At 68.7% G+C, this 16,648-nt stretch carries 15 protein-coding genes; 9 read left to right on the top strand and 6 right to left on the bottom strand.

The features are described 5' to 3' along the window. Positions 1-15 precede the first annotated feature (15 nt). From cobU to ACI2JO_RS05680, 4 genes are all read left to right on the top strand, one after another. Positions 16-531: a bifunctional adenosylcobinamide kinase/adenosylcobinamide-phosphate guanylyltransferase gene (cobU, locus tag ACI2JO_RS05665; RefSeq protein ID WP_404719732.1), complete on the top strand. Its 516-nt coding sequence runs from the start codon at positions 16-18 to the stop codon at positions 529-531. 61 nt (positions 532-592) lie between these two features. Beyond that, positions 593-1,684 carry a Gfo/Idh/MocA family protein gene (locus ACI2JO_RS05670; protein WP_404719733.1) on the top strand — a complete coding sequence of 364 codons (1,092 nt, stop codon included), beginning with the start codon at positions 593-595 and terminating at the stop codon, positions 1,682-1,684. Between the two features lie 185 nt (positions 1,685-1,869). Then, positions 1,870-3,183: an adenylosuccinate lyase gene (gene purB, locus ACI2JO_RS05675; protein WP_404719734.1), complete on the top strand. Its 1,314-nt coding sequence runs from the start codon at positions 1,870-1,872 to the stop codon at positions 3,181-3,183. Positions 3,184-3,530: 347 nt separating this feature from the next. Continuing rightward, a complete protein-coding gene (locus ACI2JO_RS05680) occupies positions 3,531-4,064 on the top strand; it encodes a molybdenum cofactor guanylyltransferase (protein WP_404719735.1) in 534 nt (177 codons plus the stop codon). 245 nt (positions 4,065-4,309) lie between these two features. On the opposite strand, the gene ACI2JO_RS05685 is transcribed toward ACI2JO_RS05680, so the two are convergent. Continuing rightward, positions 4,310-4,966: an arylesterase gene (locus ACI2JO_RS05685; RefSeq protein ID WP_404719736.1), complete on the bottom strand. Its 657-nt coding sequence runs from the start codon at positions 4,964-4,966 to the stop codon at positions 4,310-4,312. Between ACI2JO_RS05685 and ACI2JO_RS05690 the strand changes: the two genes are divergently transcribed. Continuing rightward, a complete protein-coding gene (locus tag ACI2JO_RS05690) occupies positions 4,951-5,658 on the top strand; it encodes an ABC transporter ATP-binding protein (RefSeq protein WP_404719737.1) in 708 nt (235 codons plus the stop codon). The genes ACI2JO_RS05685 and ACI2JO_RS05690 overlap by 16 nt on opposite strands. 10 nt (positions 5,659-5,668) lie before the next feature. Then, positions 5,669-8,158, top strand: a complete 2,490-nt coding sequence (locus ACI2JO_RS05695) for an ABC transporter permease (protein WP_404719738.1) — start codon at positions 5,669-5,671, stop codon at positions 8,156-8,158. A 108-nt stretch (positions 8,159-8,266) separates the two neighbouring features. Here ACI2JO_RS05695 and ACI2JO_RS05700 read toward each other — a convergent pair whose 3' ends face one another. Continuing rightward, on the bottom strand, positions 8,267-8,974 hold the full coding sequence (locus ACI2JO_RS05700; RefSeq protein WP_404719739.1) for a FadR/GntR family transcriptional regulator: 708 nt from the start codon (positions 8,972-8,974) through the stop codon (positions 8,267-8,269). A gap of 208 nt (positions 8,975-9,182) precedes the next feature. Between ACI2JO_RS05700 and ACI2JO_RS05705 the strand changes: the two genes are divergently transcribed. The 3 genes from ACI2JO_RS05705 to ACI2JO_RS05715 are packed head-to-tail and all read left to right on the top strand — an operon-like array spanning position 9,183 to position 13,389. Further along, complete coding sequence (locus tag ACI2JO_RS05705) at positions 9,183-10,355, top strand: HlyD family secretion protein (RefSeq protein WP_404719740.1); 1,173 nt, start codon at positions 9,183-9,185, stop codon at positions 10,353-10,355. A 2-nt stretch (positions 10,356-10,357) separates the two neighbouring features. After that, on the top strand, positions 10,358-11,941 hold the full coding sequence (locus ACI2JO_RS05710; RefSeq protein WP_404719741.1) for an MDR family MFS transporter: 1,584 nt from the start codon (positions 10,358-10,360) through the stop codon (positions 11,939-11,941). Next, positions 11,941-13,389 carry an efflux transporter outer membrane subunit gene (locus ACI2JO_RS05715; RefSeq protein ID WP_404719742.1) on the top strand — a complete coding sequence of 483 codons (1,449 nt, stop codon included), beginning with the start codon at positions 11,941-11,943 and terminating at the stop codon, positions 13,387-13,389. The genes ACI2JO_RS05710 and ACI2JO_RS05715 overlap by 1 nt, the downstream gene beginning before the upstream one ends. On the opposite strand, the gene ACI2JO_RS05720 is transcribed toward ACI2JO_RS05715, so the two are convergent. From ACI2JO_RS05720 to ACI2JO_RS05735, 4 genes are read right to left on the bottom strand one after another with little or no spacing between them, the layout of a single operon-like run. Continuing rightward, positions 13,375-13,950, bottom strand: coding sequence for a TetR/AcrR family transcriptional regulator (locus ACI2JO_RS05720; protein ID WP_404719743.1), 576 nt, complete (start codon positions 13,948-13,950; stop codon positions 13,375-13,377). The two genes, ACI2JO_RS05715 and ACI2JO_RS05720, sit on opposite strands and share 15 nt — an antisense overlap. A 36-nt stretch (positions 13,951-13,986) precedes the next feature. Further along, on the bottom strand, positions 13,987-14,703 hold the full coding sequence (locus ACI2JO_RS05725) for a Crp/Fnr family transcriptional regulator (protein WP_404719744.1): 717 nt from the start codon (positions 14,701-14,703) through the stop codon (positions 13,987-13,989). Further along, complete coding sequence (locus tag ACI2JO_RS05730; protein WP_404720330.1) at positions 14,700-15,086, bottom strand: response regulator; 387 nt, start codon at positions 15,084-15,086, stop codon at positions 14,700-14,702. The genes ACI2JO_RS05725 and ACI2JO_RS05730 overlap by 4 nt, the downstream gene beginning before the upstream one ends. After that, positions 15,080-16,636 carry a sensor histidine kinase gene (locus ACI2JO_RS05735; protein WP_404719745.1) on the bottom strand — a complete coding sequence of 519 codons (1,557 nt, stop codon included), beginning with the start codon at positions 16,634-16,636 and terminating at the stop codon, positions 15,080-15,082. The genes ACI2JO_RS05730 and ACI2JO_RS05735 overlap by 7 nt, the downstream gene beginning before the upstream one ends. Positions 16,637-16,648 lie beyond the last annotated feature (12 nt).

Here is a 16,648-nt window from a genome sequence, read left to right on the forward strand (position 1 = left end):
CAGGCAAGGACCAAGATGACCGACGATCCCTGGCGTATCCGGCTGGTTCTGGGCGGCGCGCGCTCGGGCAAGAGCCGCCATGCGCAAGCGCTGGCCGAGGCGTGCGCCGCACCGTGGCGGTTCGTCGCCACCGCACAGGCGTTCGATGCCGAGATGACCGAAAGGATCGCACACCACCGCGCCGATCGCAGCGCCGCCTGGGCGGCGATCGAGGCACCGCTCGCGCTGCCCGAGACGATCGCGGCGGTCGAGGACGGCGTGCTGCTGGTCGATTGCCTGACGCTCTGGACCTCGAACCTGCTGCTTGCCGACGCCGACATCCCTGCCGCGACCGAGGCGCTCGTCGCTGCACTGGCCGCGTCGCGCGCGCGGATCGTGCTGGTGTCGAACGAGGTCGGCTGGGGGATCGTCCCCGACAATGCGCTCGCGCGGCGCTTCCGCGACGTGGCGGGCCGGGTCAACCAGCGCGTCGCTGCTGCTGCCGATCGCATCGACCTCATAGTGGCGGGCTTACCTATGTCACTGAAATAGAACGCGTTGACATTGCGGCCTGCGATCCGCAGCCTGCCCGCGACAATTCAGGGAGGTGAGGATGGAGATCGGACGCCGCACGCTGATCGCGGCCGCACCGTTGCTGGTGGCGGGCAGCGCCTGCGCGCAACCGTCGCAGCGCAAGCTCGGCTATGCGATCGTCGGGCTCGGCGGCTATGGGCTTGGCCGGATCATCCCCGAGTTCAAGAACTGCACGCATAGCCGGCTCGCCGCGGTGGTCAGCGGCGACCCGGCCAAGGCGAAGAAGGTCGCCGCCGAATATGGCCTGTCGGACAAGGCGATCTATTCCTACGCCAATTTCGACAGCATCCGCGACAATCCGGACGTCGACATCGTCTATGTCTGCCTGCCCAATTCGATGCACGCGGAGTACACGATTCGCGCCGCCAAGGCCGGCAAGCATGTGATGTGCGAGAAGCCGATGGCGGTGTCGGTCGCCGAGTGCGAGGCGATGATCGCCGCGTGCAAGGCGGCGAACCGCAAGCTGATGATCGGCTACCGGTGCCATTTCGAGGCGACGAACATCGCCGCGATGCGGCTCGCCAAACAGCCCGACACCGGCAAGATCCGCTATGTCCGCTCCGAACACGGCTTCAACGCCGGCGATCCCAAGGCATGGCGACTGCGCAAGGCGCTGTCGGGCGGCGGCTCGCTGATGGACATGGGCGTCTACAGCCTGCAGGCCGCGCGCTACATGACCGGCGAGGAGCCGATCGCGGTCACCGCTCGCGAATCGACCGACCGCACCGACCCGCGCTTCCGCGAGGTCGAGGACATGATCGAGTGGACACTCGAATTCCCGTCCGGCGCGCTGGCGGGCTGCCAGTCGATGTATTCGGCCAACCAGAACCGCATCCTGCTGATGGGCAGCAAGGGCCGTGTCGAGCTGGAACCCGCCACGCGCTATGACGGCAACCATCTGTGGACCGGCCGCGACGGGCGCGAACAGGAGATCACGCCTCCGCCCGGCCCCGGCAAGACGCAGTTCGCCGGGCAGCTCGACCATCTCTCGCAATGCGTGACCGACGGGCGCGAGCCGATCGTCTCGGGCGAGGAGGGCCTGCGCGACATCCGGATCGTCGAGGCGATATATCGTTCGGCGCGCGAGGGCAGGACGATACGGCTGGTCTGAATTCGTCGCCAACCTCCCCGTTCGCCCTGAGCTTGTCGAAGGGCGTGCCCAGACCACGTGCTTCGACAAGCTCAGCACGAACGGAGTAAGGTGGCGCTTGCCTTGGGACAGATCGTATATTTGCCCGCCCGCCCCCACGCTGCTAACCGCGCGCCAACTCCCTTATTCCTTGAAGGACCGCGCGCATGATCCCCCGCTACTCCCGCCCCGACATGGCCGCGATCTGGGAGCCGGAGGCGCGCTATCGCATCTGGTTCGAGATCGAGGCGCACGCCACCGACGCGCTGGCCGAGCTGGGCGTGGTCCCGAAGAGCGCCGCCGAAGCGCTATGGAAATGGTGGGCGACCAACCCGCGGATCGACGTCGCCGCAATCGACGCGATCGAGGCGGTGACCAAGCATGATGTCATCGCCTTCCTGACGTGGGTCGCGGAGCAGGTCGGCGACGAGGCGCGCTTCATGCACCAGGGCATGACCTCGTCCGACGTCCTCGACACCACTTTGTCGGTACAGCTCGCGCGCGCCTCGGACATCCTGCTCGCCGACATCGATCGGCTGCTGGAGGTGCTGGAGCGCCGTGCGAAGGAGCACAGGCTGACCCCGACGATCGGGCGCAGCCACGGCATCCATGCCGAGCCGGTCACCTTCGGGCTCAAGCTGGCGCAGGCCCATGCCGAATTCCGCCGCAACCGCGCGCGGCTGGCGATGGCGCGCGAGGACATCGCGACCTGCGCGATCTCGGGCGCGGTCGGCACCTTCGCCAACGTCGATCCGCGCGTTGAGGCACATGTCGCCGAGAAGCTCGGGCTCGCGATCGAGCCCGTCTCGACACAGGTCATCCCGCGCGATCGCCACGCGATGTATTTCGCGACGCTGGGCGTGATCGCCAGCTCGATCGAGCGCCTGGCGACCGAAGTCCGTCATCTTCAGCGCACCGAGGTGCTCGAAGCCGAGGAATATTTCTCCCCGGGCCAGAAGGGGTCGTCGGCGATGCCGCACAAGCGCAACCCGGTGCTGACCGAAAACCTCACCGGTCTCGCCCGGATGGTGCGCGGGTACGTCACGCCGGCGCTCGAGAACGTCGCCTTGTGGCACGAACGCGACATTTCGCACTCCTCGGTCGAGCGCTACATCGGCCCCGACGCGACGATCACGCTCGATTTCGCGCTCGCTCGGCTCACCGGCGTGGTCGACAAGCTGCTCGTCTACCCCCAGCGGATGCAGAAGAATCTCGACCGGATGGGCGGCCTCGTCCACTCGCAGCGCGTGCTGCTCGCGCTGACGCAGGCCGGGGTCAGCCGCGAAGACGCCTACCGCCTCGTCCAGCGTAACGCGATGAAGGTGTGGGAATCGGACGGCCAATTGTCGTTGCAGGAACTGCTCAAGGCCGACCCGGAAGTCACCGCCGCGCTGTCGACCGTCGAGATCGACGAGAAGTTCGACCTCGGCTACCACTACCGCCATGTCGACACGATCTTCGACCGCGTGTTCGGCGCCTGACCTTGGCCGTGATCCCGGACCTGATCCGGAATGACGAACAGCGGATGGCGTTCGGACGAGCCGATGAAGACGATCGTTAACATTCAGTCACTTAGGCCGATGCAATTTGTGCAAGCGCGAATGCGTTGTTCGATTATTGCGCAAGTGAGCAATAAACTCCATTTGCCCGTTCGCCGGCATGACCCGGCAAACGGAGACCAACCCCATGCGTATGTTCGAAACCGCGGCCAGCACCGTGCTGGTTCTCGCGGCTCAGGCGCTGGTGGTCGGCGTCGTGTTCACCACGCTCTGACCCACCGGCATACCGCCCCTCTGACGGGGGGCGGATCGCCGCTTTTCTCCGCTTCATGAAAATACTGGGTGCCGTCCTCGCGGGTGGCCGCGCGACACGCTTCGGCAGCGACAAGGCCTTGGCAGCGCTCGACGGACGCGCGCTGATCGATCACGCGATCGCCACCCTCACCGCGCATTGCGAGACAGTGGTCGTGGTCGGTCGCAGCATTGCGCCGGTGGCGTGCGTTCCCGATCTGCCATTGTCAGATTTAGGTCCGCTGGGCGGGATCGGCGGAGCGTTGGGCTATGGCGCCGATCATGGCTTCGACGCGGTACTGACCACCGCCTGCGACACACCGTTCCTGCCCACCGAGCTGTTCGCCGCGCTGCACGTCGCTGCGCCGGCCTATGCGGCGGAGGCGCCCACCGTCGGGCTATGGCCGACGCATCTCGCTGCGCCGCTGCTCGCGCATCTGCTTGCCGGCCAGCCGCGCGCGATTCGTCGTTGGGCCGAGGCGATCGGCGCGACCGCTGTGTTGCCGGGGGTGGTGCTGGCCAACATCAACTCCCCGGACGACCTGAAAGCTCTATCGTCATTCCGGACATGATCCGCGATCTCGCTTTTCTCTCCACATCGAAGAAGAAGCGAGGCATCGGATCAAGTCCGGGACGACGAGCCAAGCTTAGCTCATCTTACTGATAACCGCCTTCTTCCTCGCGTTCCTCGGCGGCCTCTTCCTGCGCCTCTTCCATTGCCTGCGCCTGATCGTCGTCGTCGCGCTTCTCGGGGTCGGTCATCATGATCGCATCTCCTTGTCCGCCACCAACCGACCGCAGCCCCAAGCGATCCCCGCTACTTCAGCGCGCGCCGCACTGCTGGCACGATCCGCCGGACGATGATCGCCACGCCGCGCGGATCGGGATGCAGGCCGTCCGCCTGGAACAGCCCTCGACGCCCCGCCACGCCGTCGAGGAAGAAGGGATACAGCGCCACGCCGTGCTTCTTCGCCAGCGCCGGATACATGCCCTCGAACGCGCGCGCATAATCGCCGCCCATGTTCGGCGCGGCGCGCATCCCGGCGAGCAGCACCGGAATGTTCCGCGCCTGCAACTCGGTCAGGATGCGATCGAGGTTCGCCTGCGCCTGCGCGACCGGCAGCCCGCGCAGCATGTCGTTCGCACCCAGCTCGACGATCACCAGATCGGGCCGTGCCTTCAGCCCGCGCAGCCCCCAGCGCAACCGCGCGCGCCCTTGCGCGGCGGTGTCGCCCGCCACCCCGCCGTTGCGCACCGTCGCCGCGACCCCCTGTCGCCGCAGTTCGGCCTGAAGCTGCGCGGGAAAGCCCTGCGCCGGCGGCAGGCCATAACCCGCCGTCAAACTGTCGCCGAACGCCCATATCAGCGGCGCGCGCGGATCGGCCGTGGCCGGCACGGCGAGCAACAGCAGCAGGACCGGATGGACAAGCCACCACCACCCTCCGTATCGACGTGTTCGTGACCGGCTTTCCATCCGCTTCAGATAGCGTACCGATCCGGGCGCGCAACGTCCGCCTCGCGCTCGGCCGACCGCCCGCGCGCGTCGACATTCTCCACGGCATCGACCTGACGGTGGAAACCGGCGAAACCGTCGCGCTGCTCGGTGCATCGGGGTCGGGCAAGTCGTCGCTGATGGCGGTGCTCGCCGGGCTGGAGCGGCCGAGCGCGGGCGAGGTCCAGGTCGCCGGACTCGATTTCACCGCGCTCGACGAGGATGCGCTGGCGGTTGCGCGGCGCGGTCGGATCGGGATTGTATTGCAGGCCTTTCACCTGCTCCCGACAATGACCGCGCTCGAAAATGTCGCGGTCCCGCTGGAGCTTGCGGGCGAACCCGACGCCTTCGACCGCGCGCGCGCCGAACTGGCAGCAGTCGGCCTTGCCGCGCGCACCGGCCATTATCCCGCGCAACTCTCGGGCGGCGAGCAACAGCGGGTAGCGATCGCGCGCGCGCTGGTCGGGCGCCCCGCCCTCCTGTTCGCCGACGAGCCGACCGGCAATCTCGACACCACGACTGGCGCGGCGATCATGGACCTGCTGTTCGCGCGCGCCGCCCGCGCGGGAACGACGATGCTGGTCATCACCCACGATCCCGCGCTTGCAGCCCGTTGCGCACGCGTCGTCGAACTCGCCGACGGCCGCATCGTCGCCGATACACCGCGCGCGTGAGCCCCCGCGCGTGAGCATCGCCGCCACCCTCGCCTTTCGCGACCTGCGCCGCGGCGGACGCGGGCTGCTGTTGCTCGCGATGTGCCTGTTCCTCGGCACCGCCGCGCTCGCCGGGATCGGCAGCCTGTCCGCCGCGATGCTCGCCGCGCTCGATGCGCAGGGGCGCGCGATGCTGGGCGGCGATGTCGAGCTGGTCGTCTCGCAACGCCGCGCCACCCCCGAGGAATTTGCTGCCTTCACCGCCGCCGGCCCGGTCGCCGAGGTCGTGTCGCTACGCGCGATGGCGCATAAGGGCGATCAGGATACCCTGGTCGACCTGCGCGGCGTCGACGATCGCTGGCCGCTGGTGGGCAAGTTCCGCCTCGCCCCCGGTGCGCTGGCGGCGCGCCCGCACGGCGCACAGGTTGCGATTGCCCCCGCGCTCGCGGACCGCCTTGACGCGCGCATCGGCGACACGATCCGGCTCGGCACGCAGCCGTTCCGCGTCATCGGGCTGATCGCAGAGGAGCCCGACCGGCTCGGCGCCGGCTTTTCTCTCGGCAGCCCGGCGCTGGTCGACATGGCGGGTCTCGACGCCAGCGCGTTGCTCCAGCCAGGCAGCCTGTACCGCAGCGGATATCGCATCACTCTTCCCGACCCCGCCCGCGCTCAGGCGGTCGGCAAGCGGCTTGCCGCGCGTTTTCCCGACGCCGGCTGGACCCCGCGCACCACCGAAAATGCCGGACGCGGCCTGCGCGGCGGGATCGCGACGCTCGGGCAGTTCCTGCTGCTCGTCGGGCTCGCCGCGCTCGCGATTGCCGGTGTTGGGGTTGGCAGCGGGGTGACCGCCTATCTCGCCGCGCGTACGAAGATGGTGGCGACGCTCAAGGTATTGGGCGCACGCTCGACGTTGATCGCGCGGCTGTTCCTGATCGAGCTGGCGCTGGTCGGCGCAGGCGGCATGCTGCCGGGGCTGGCGCTCGGCGCGGCGGTGCCGTGGATCGTCGCGCGCGTCGCGGGGGACGCACTGCCGATCACGCCGCGGCTGGCGCTCTATCCGCTCCCGCTCGTTACCGCCGCCGTGCTCGGTACTTTGGTGGCGTTGCTGTTCGCACTCCCCGCGCTCGTCCAGGCACGCCGCGTCCCCGCCGCGACCTTGTTGCGCGACGCGCTCGCTGACACCGGTCGCCCTTCGTGGCGCGTGCTCGCGGCGATGGCGGCGCTGCTCGGCGCCTTGATCGCGCTCGCGGTCTGGTCGGCGGCCGACCACCTGCTGGCCGCTGGCTTCGTCGCCGCGATCGCCGGACTGGTGCTGCTGCTGTGGCTGGTCGGAATCGCACTCCGCCGCGCCCTCGCCCGACTGCCGCGCCCACGGGCGCCTCTGCCGCGACTGGCGCTCGCCAACCTCCACCGTCCCGGCGCCGCGACCGACCGGCTGGTCGTCGCGCTCGGGCTCGGCTTCTCGTTGTTCGTCGCGCTGACGGTGATCGACTCGAGCCTGTCCGCCGAACTCGCCGGCAGCGCCCCGGCGCGCGCGCCGCGCTTCTTCGCCGCCGACGTGCCGGCGGAAGAAGCCGCCACCTTCCGAAGCGCCGTTCTGACCGCCGCGCCAAACGCCCGGATCGAGGCGGTGCCGTCGCTGCGCGGCGCGATCGTCGCGATCAAGGGTGTGCCGACGACGCAGCTCAAGACGCTCACCACCGACGCCTGGGTGCTGCGCGGCGACCGTACGCTCACCTGGTCGGCGACCGTCCCGCCGCGGAACGAAGTCGTCGCCGGCCGCTGGTGGCCCACCGATTACAGCGGCCCGCCGCTCGTCTCGATCGAGGATCGCGCCGCGCAGGCGCTCGGGCTCCGGATCGGCGATACGATCACCGTCTCGGTGCTCGGCGTCGACGTGCCGGCGCGGATCGCGGCTTTACGCAAGATCGACTGGAAGGGGCTGGGGCTCAACTTCGCGATCGTCTTCTCGCCCGGCTATATCGAGGAAGCGCCACACAGCCTGCTCGCCAGCGTTTATGCCCCGCCCGCGCACGACGGCGCAATCGCGCGCAGCGTCGCGCGCGCGATGCCGGCGGTGACGCTGATCCGCACCGGCGACGTCATCGGGCAGGTGTCGGCGCTGCTCGGCCAGATCACGACCGCGGTGCGCGTCGCCGCCGCGGCGACGGTGCTCGCCGGACTGGCGGTGCTGGTCGGCGCGGTCGCCGCGTCGGGCCGTGCGCGGCGGTACGATGCGGTGGTCCTCAAGCTGCTCGGCGGCAGCACGCGGCAGGTGCTGACGGCGCAGGCGATCGAATATGCGCTGCTCGCCGTGCTGCTGTCGGCAGTGGCGCTGATCGCGGGCGGCGCGGCAGGCTGGTACGTCGTGACGCACGTCTTCGACATGGGCTTTGCGCCGGACTGGCTCCGGGTGGCGGGGACATTGGGGCTGGCGAGCGTGGTGACGCTCGGGATCGGCATCGCGGGCAGCATCCCGGCGTTAAGAGCGCGCCCGGCGCAGATGCTGCGGATGCTGTGACATACCCCTTGTCATTGCGAACGTAGTGAAGAATCCAGCGCGTCCTGATCCGGCACTGGATTGTTAAGCTACGCTTGCGGTGACGGCTCAAGGACGTGCCAAGCGCTCCTATCCGCCGGTCGCCGGCTCGATCAGCGTCAGGACATTGACGATCAGCCCCCGCATCGCCGCATGTGCCGCATCCGCATCCCCGGCGACGATCGCGTCGCGTACCGCCGTGTGTTCGGGAATGTTGGCGGTCCGCCCGGCGATCTGGTTGGTAAAGCGGATCGAGGTGCGCAGCGCGGTGCTCACCATCTCACGGAACTGAAGGAAGAACGGATTGTTCGACGCGCGGAGGACCGCGACGTGAAAGGCGATGTCGGAATCGAGCGGGTCGTCCTCGCCGCGCTCTGCGGCAACCATTCTCGCCAACCCTGCCGAAATCGCGGCCTGCTGTTCCTCGCTCGCCCCGCGCGCCGCCAGCGCCGCCGCCTCCGGCTCGACGCCGACGCGCAGCTCGTTGAAGTGACGCAGCAGGTCGATCGACGCCTCGCGCTCCAGCAGCCAGCGCAGCACATCCGGGTCGAGCAAATTCCACGATTCTTCTGGCAGCACGAACGTGCCCTGCTTCGGACGCGCCCCCAGCAATCCCTTGGCGGCCAGCATCTTCACTGCCTCGCGCGTCACCGATCGGCTGACGCCATGCTCGCGCACGATATCCGCCTCGTTGGGGAACGGCTTCTCGGCATAGTCACCGACGACAATTGCGCGGCCAAGCGTCTCATGAAGGCCATAGGTCAGGTTACGACCGAAAGCGTGCTGCACCGACGACATTCTCCCCTGTGCTGCGCAATCGTGGCGCGGCGCGACCGATAACGTATCGCGGCAAGGACCGCGCGCCCAGTGAATAATCGGATATTTCTCCCTAAAGGCGTGTGCAATGCAGCATTCGCCCTTGCGACACGCCTCTAAGCGGACATATTGTCCGGTTAAGTGAGGCAGGCAGCGCGATGGCATGCCTGCAACAAGCGGAACGGAACAGATGGCAGAAGCGGCCGACCCCTCGAACGAACCTGCCGCCGACAACGGCGATGCGCCGGCGGCGGAGCAGAAGCGCCGCGCGCTGAGCGGGCGCGCCAAGACGATCCTGATCGTCGTGGCGCTCGCCGTCGTGGTGCTGGGGACGATCTGGTACCTGCGCTATCAGGCGACCGGTCAGTATATGCAGGACACCAACGACGCTCAGGTACGCGCCGACATGGTGGTCGTCGCACCGCGCGTCGCGGGCTATGTCGCCGAGGTGTTCGTCACCGACAACCAGGACGTCCGTGCCGGCCAGCCCCTGGTCCGCATCGATCCGCGCAACTCGCAGGCGCAGGCCGCGCAGGCCGAGGCGCAGATTGCGGTCGCCGATGCACAGGCCGACAGCGCCCGCGCGCAGGTCCGCGAACAATATGCCGCAATCGATCAGGCACGCGCGCAGCTCGCCTCCGCGCGTGAAAAAGCCGCGCACGATGCCGCCGAGGTCGCGCGCTACCGCCCGCTCGCCGCGTCGGGTGCGGAGACGCGCCAGCAACTCGCACAACTGCAACTCGCCGCGCAGCAATCCGCGCAGGCGGTGCGCGCCCAGGAAGCGGCGGTCGCGATGCAGCAGCGCCGCGTTGCCACCTTCGAGACGCAGATCAAGCAGGGCCTCGCGCAGGCGCAGGCCGCCCGCGCGCAGCAGAGTGCGGCGAGCGTTGACCTCAACGCCACGCTGATCCGCGCCGCGATCGACGGGCGCGTCGGCGACAAGACCGTCAACGTCGGCCAATATGCCGGCACCGGCACGCGGCTGATGTCGCTCGTCCCGCTCGACAAGCTGTATATCACCGCCAATTTCAAGGAGACCCAGCTCGCGCTGATGCGTCCCGGCCAGCCCGCCGAGATCAAGGTCGACGCGCTCGACGGGATCAAGCTGAAGGGCCGCGTCGCCAGCTTCTCGCCGGGCACCGGCGCGCAATTCTCGCTGCTGCCGCCGCAGAACGCGACCGGCAACTTCACCAAGATCACGCAGCGCGTGCCGGTGCGGATCGCGCTGGAGGCGACGCCGCAGACCCGCCGCCTGCTCGTGCCCGGTCTGTCGGTCGAGGTGACGGTCGACACGCGCTCGGCGAAAGACGAGATTGAGCGGCTGCGCGACGAGCAGCGCAAGGCGAACCGGCAGGAGCGCTGACGATGGCCAGCGCGGCCCCCCGCGCTTCGGCGGCGAAGCGCAGCGACCTGCCCGCGGGCGGGGCGGAGCGCGCCGATCTCGGTGCGTGGCTCGCGGTCGCGGCGGGCACGCTCGGCGCGTTCATGGCGACGCTCGACATCTCCATTGTCAATTCCGCCCTCCCCACGATTCAGGGCGAGATCGGCGCGAGCGGCACCGAGGGGACGTGGATCGCCACCGCCTATCTGGTCGCCGAGATCGTCATCATCCCGATGGCGGCGTGGCTGGAACGGCTGCTGGGTCTGCGCACCTTCCTCCTGATCGCCGCGATCCTGTTCACGATCTTCTCGGTGATTTGCGGTGCGGCGGATACGCTGCCGCAGATGATCGTCGGCCGGATCGGCCAAGGCTTCACCGGCGGCGCGATGATCCCGACCGCCCAGACGATCATCGCGCAGCGCCTGCCGCGATCGCAGCAACCGATCGGCATCGCCGCCTTCGGGATGACCGCGATCATGGGGCCGGTGCTCGGCCCGCTGATCGGCGGCTGGCTGACCGAAAACATCAGCTGGCATTACGCTTTCTTCCTCAACGTGCCGATCTGCGGCATCCTCGTGCTGCTGCTTCTGATCGGGCTGCGCCACGAACCGTCGCGGCTGCACCTGATCCGCGAGGCCGACTGGCTGGGGATCGCCGGGCTCGCGCTCGGGCTTGGTGGCCTGACGGTGTTCCTCGAAGAGGGGCAGCGCGAGCAATGGTTCTCGTCCGAGCTGATCCGCTACATGTTCGCCGTGACGGTACTGGGCTTCGGGCTCTTGCTCGCCGGACAATTCGTCTCGCGCCGCCCGGTCATCAAGCTGCGGCTGCTGCTCGACCGGCAGTTCGGCTCGGTCGCGATCATGGGGCTGGTGCTCGGCGTCGTCCTCTACGGCACCTCCTACGCGATCCCGCAGTTCCTCGCCGCGATCGCCAATTACAATGCGCTGCAATCGGGCAAGGTCGTGCTGCTCGCCGGCATCCCCAGCCTGTTCATGATGGCGATCGTCCCGATCCTGCTGGTGCGGGTCGACATCCGGCTGGCGGTCGGTGCGGGGCTGCTTATTATGGGCGCCTCGGCGCTGCTCGATGCCAGCCTCACCATCGATTCGGTCGGCAGCGATTTTACCGAGTCGCAATTGCTGCGCGGCGTCGGGCAAATCCTCGCGATGCTGTTCCTCAGCCAGGCCGCGATCCGCTCGGTTCCACCCGCCGAGGCCGGCGACGCCTCCGGGCTGTTCAGCGCGATGCGGAATCTCGGCGGCAGCTTCGCGCTCGCGGGCATTGCGATCCTGCAGGACCAACGCTCGTGGTTCCACGCGCGGCGGATCGAGGAATCGCTCAACGCCAATTCGGTGCGCGTGCAGGATTACATGACCGCCACCGCCAATTCGCTCGGCGGGCAACAAACCGCGATCCGCGCGCTGGGCCAGCAGATCCAGGGGCAGGCGCTGGTCATGACCTATAACGACATCTTCTGGATCATGGGCATGGGCACGTTGGTCGTCCTCCCGCTCGTCTTCTTCCTTCGTCCGCTTCCCAAGGGCGCCGCGCCGGCGGCGATGCACTGATGCGCCACGCTCTCCCGCTCTTCACGCTCGCGCTGCTCGGCGCGTGCACCGTCGGCCCCGACTACAAGGGACCGCCGGCGGTCGCCTCGGATGCGGTGACGCGCGGGACGTTCGTCCGCGCCGCCGATCCGGCGCTGACCTCCGCACCGGGGCTCGCGCGCTGGTGGGAGACACTGAACGATCCCACGCTCAACGCCCTCGTCGACGACGCGCTCGCGCACAGCCCGACGATCGACGCCGCGCAGGCCAACCTTCGCGCCGCGCAGGAGCAATATCGCCAGCAACGCGCCGCGCGCCTGCCCTCGGTCAGCGCCAGCGCGGTCTACCTCAACGCGCGCCTCCCCGGCACCAATCTCGGCGGCGGGCAGCAGGGCGGCGGCAACAGCGACACGACGCTCGACTTCTACAATCTCGGCGCGATGGCATCGTGGGAGCCCGATCTGTTCGGCGGCGGTCGCCGCACGCTCGAACAGCAACGCGCCACCGAGGGGCAGCGCTTCGCGCAGCTCGCCGATGCACAGGTCACGTTGTCGGCGCAGGTCGCACAAGCCTATGTCGCGCTCCGCGACGTGCAGGCCCGCGCCCGCCTCAACGCGCAATCGAGCGCGCTGCAACGCCGCCAGCTTGCATTGGTCGAACAGCGCTACGCCGCCGGCACCGCCTCGCAGCTTCAGGTCGAACGGCTGCGCAACCAGCTCAACAGCACCGATGCGCAGACCATTCCGCTCGCCGCGCAGATCGACGAGTACAAGGGCCAGCTCGCGGTCCTCACCGGTCGCGCGCCCGGCGCGCTCGACGCGACGCTCGCCACCGTCATCGCGGTGCCGCTGCCTCCCGCACAGGTCCCGATCGGCGATCCCGCCGCGCTGATCCAGCACCGCCCTGATATCCGGGCCGCCGAACGCGCGCTGGCGGCGGGCAATGCGCAGATCGGCGTGGCGACTGCGCGCAAATTCCCCTCGCTCAACCTGCTCGGCATCATCGGGCTCGGCGGCACCGGGGTCAGCGACGTGCTCGACCCGTCGAAGCTGGCGACGGTCGCCGCGCCGATGCTCAACTGGTCCTTCCTCGACTTCGGCCGCAACCGTGCCGCGGTCCGCCAGGCCGAGGCGCAGCGCGACGCCGCCGACGCGCAATATCGCCAAGCCGTGCTGGAAGCCTTGCAGGATGCCGAGACCAGTCTCTCCCGGTTCGGCAATGCGCGCCAGCAACTCGCGCAATTGCTGCTCGCCGAACAATCCGCCACCCGCGCCGCGACGCTCAACGCGCAGCGCGTCGACGCCGGCACCAGCACGTTGGTCGATCAGCTCGACATCGAGCGCCAGCGTTTGTCCGCCACGATCGGCGCCGAACAGGGCCGCGCGCAACTCACCAACAATTATATCGCGGTGCAGAAAAGCCTCGGGCTCGGCTGGACCGACCCGGCGGCAGCGTCAGCGCGGCCGTAGACCCGCCATCACCAGCGCCAGCGCCTCCTCCAGCAAAGTCTGGCGGCGGCAGAGCGGGGCGGGATTGATCAGCGCGCCAAGCATCCGCATCGCGATCGCCAGTTCGTGCGCCCCCATCGTCGGCGCCAGCGTCCCATCGCGATGCGCCCGTTCGGCGAGCGGCACCAGCAGCCGCTCCAGCCGCGCGCGCAGATCGTCAAAGGCCTGACGGTTCTCCCCGTCGATCGGCATGTCGATCGCCAGCCGCGTGAACAAGGCGGTCGTCTCGCGTCCCTCGGTCACCAGCTTGGCGAGCGCGCGGTCGAGCGGCAGCGTCGCGTCGATCAGCGGCGCCATGCGGTCGATCTCGCGCTCGAAGACCGCCAGCGCCAGCGCCATCCGGTCCTTGAAGTTGCGGTAGAAGGTGCCGCGCCCCACCCCGGCGGCATCGGCGACTTCTTCCAGCGGGACGAAATAGCCCGAGCGCGCAAAGCAGGCACGCGCCGCCTCGATCAGCGCCCCGCGCCGCTCCAGCGCATCGCGCCGCATCGCGCGGACGCCGGCGATCGTGTCATCGGTCATCGATCGGGCAAACCGGTCAGCGCCGCGCAGGGTCCGTCACCTCGCGGTGACGCGCACCGGTACATGCCCGATCTTGCGCGCAAGCCCGGCCGGATCGGTCAGCTTCACATGCCCGACGCGCCATTGCAGGTCGCCCTCACGCCGCGCCTGCTGCAACATGCGATTGACGTGCACCGAGGTGAGCCCCAGCGCATCGGCCAGCGTCTCCTGCGTCAACGGCAGGTCGAAACCATTGCCGGTGGCACTGCCGCTCAGCGTCAGGCGCTCGTGCAATTCCAGCAACAGGTCGCTGATCCGCTCCTGCGCGTTCAACCGCCCCAGTCGCGTGATCTGCGCCAGCAGATGCCCCTCGTCCATCGCGCGGCTGATCGCATAGGCGGTGTGGAGCGGCGACCCCGCCTCGGCCGGCGGCAAGGGGCAGACCAGCGCGTCGGACATCGCCACGACGGTCGATACCGCCAGCGCGTTTGGATGATCGCAGGCGCCGATCAGGTCGCCGGGCAGCAGGAAGCTCAGGAACTGCCGCCGCCCGTCGGGCAGCAACCGCACCCGCGCCGCCCAGCCGGACAGCAGCAGTTGCGCCTGCACGATCTCGCGCCCCTCGGTGATGATGTCGCGCCGCACGCGCACCGCGCGCGTCTCCTCCGCGGCCGCTTCCAGCGCTGCCCGCGCCGCCGGATCGAGCGGGGCCAGCGCCATCAGGCGCGTCACCGCCATGCCGTGCGCGTCGCTGCGCGGCTGTGCTCTGATCATGATACTCTCTCCAGTCCACACAGGGCACGGATCGCGGCAACCACCGCTGCGCTGTCGAAGGGTTTGATGAGCAGCGGCACGTCGCGCAGCCACTCGGGAAGTGTCCAGCCGTCATAGCCGGTCAGGAAAAGAAACGGTATGCCGCGCGCCTTGAGCTGCTCGGCGATCGGGTAGCACATCGCGGTACCCAGATTGACGTCCAGCGTGGCGACATCGATCGGCGCACGCTCGATCAATGCCAGCGCGTCGGCGACCCGACCGACCGGCCCCACCACGACCATGCCGTAGGTTTCGAGCGACCGCTTCAAATCGGAGGCGATGAAATATTCGTCCTCGACGATCAGCAGGCGTCGGCCGGTCAGGGTGGCGGCATCGGTCAGAATGGTGGTCCTTCCTCTTCAAGCGGCAACGCGATGACGCATCGCGCCCCGCCGCCTACGAACGTCAACTGTGTTTCCGCGCCATATTGGTAAGGCAACGCCTCACAGATCAATTCCGTCCCAAAACCTTGACGAGACGGGGAAATTGCCAGCGCTGGCACCCCTTTTTCCGTCCAGGTCAGTCGAACTCCCCGTTTACCATCCTCACCGCCATAGGTCGACCATGCCACGTGCAGCATCGCCCCCTGACGCTTCAGCGCGCCGTATTTCACGGAATTGATCGCCAGTTCGTGAACGGCGAGCCCGATCGCCTCGGCCGCGCGCGGGGGCAGCGGCACGTCGGGCCCGGCGATCGTCACCGCCTCGCCATCGGCGACGCCGACGCTCAGCAGCTCGTCGCGGATCATGTTCTGAAGGTCGACGTTCCCGCTCGCGCTCTGCGTCACGATCGCCTGTGTCCGCGCCAGCGCATCCAGCCGCCCGCGAAAGTGGTCCGCTACATCGTCCAGCGCCCCGCCCGCCTCGACCGTGCGCGCGAAGACAGAACGGACCACCGTCAGAATGTTGCGGACGCGATGCTGCAATTCGGCGACCAGCCGGCGTTGTCGTTCCTCAAGCAGGTGCATGTCGTGCACGTCGGTCGCCGCGCCGAACCAGTGTGTCGCCGACGACGCCTCGTCGCGACGCGGCACCTGCCGCATCAGAAACCAGCGATAGTCGCCGTTGCGGTCGCGCAGCCGCACCTGATGTTCCAGCGTCTGGTCGTGCGTGAAGGAGTGCCGGAACGCCGCTTCGGTCGCGGCGCGATCCTCCGGGTGAACCACCTCCAGCCACCCCCAGTCGGCGGCCTCTCGCTCGCCCTGCCCGGTGAGGTCGGCCCATTGGCTTTCGCTCATCTTGTTGTTGCCGCTCTGGTCGGTGCGCCACAACATCGCCGGAACCAGCTCCATGCTGACGCGGCGCATGTCCTCACTTTCGCGCAACGCCAGTTCGTCGCGTTTACCGCTCAGCGCCTGAACGATCGCGGGCGCCAGTTCCTCGGCAGCCTCGCGATCGATGTCGCGGAAACCGCCGGGGCGGTTGCCGAGTCCCATCACCCCGATCAGCCGCCCCTGCCGCCGCAGCGGCACGCCGAGAAACGACTGCAACGGCGGATGCCCGTGTGGCGTGCCGACCGCATCGGGATGCGCGGCCGGATCGTTGGCGATCAGGCTGGCGTCGTCATGGATCACACGCCCGTACAGCCCGTGCAGGTCGAGATGCGTCGGAAGGTGCTTTTCAGCGTCCTCGGGCCATGCGCGGCGAAACACCGTCCAGGCGCGATCGCTGATCGCCAGGTCGTGCAGCCGGTCGCGCGCCGGGGTCAGCTCCGCCATGAAGCTGAACGACGCGCCGGTCAGATCCTCCGCGGCCGCCAGGCACAGCCGGCCAAGCGCCTCGTCGCTGGTCGCGCCCAGCGCCTCGTGGAAAATCCGGTTGATTGCCTGCAGCACCGCATTCTTGCGCGCGAGCGTTTCCAGGAGGTCGGTTTCGTCACGTGCCTCAGCCTTCACCGCCGCCTCCCG

Origin of the sequence: Sphingomonas sp. NPDC079357, assembly GCF_044901155.1 — a bacterium.
Lineage (GTDB): Bacteria > Pseudomonadota > Alphaproteobacteria > Sphingomonadales > Sphingomonadaceae > Sphingomonas.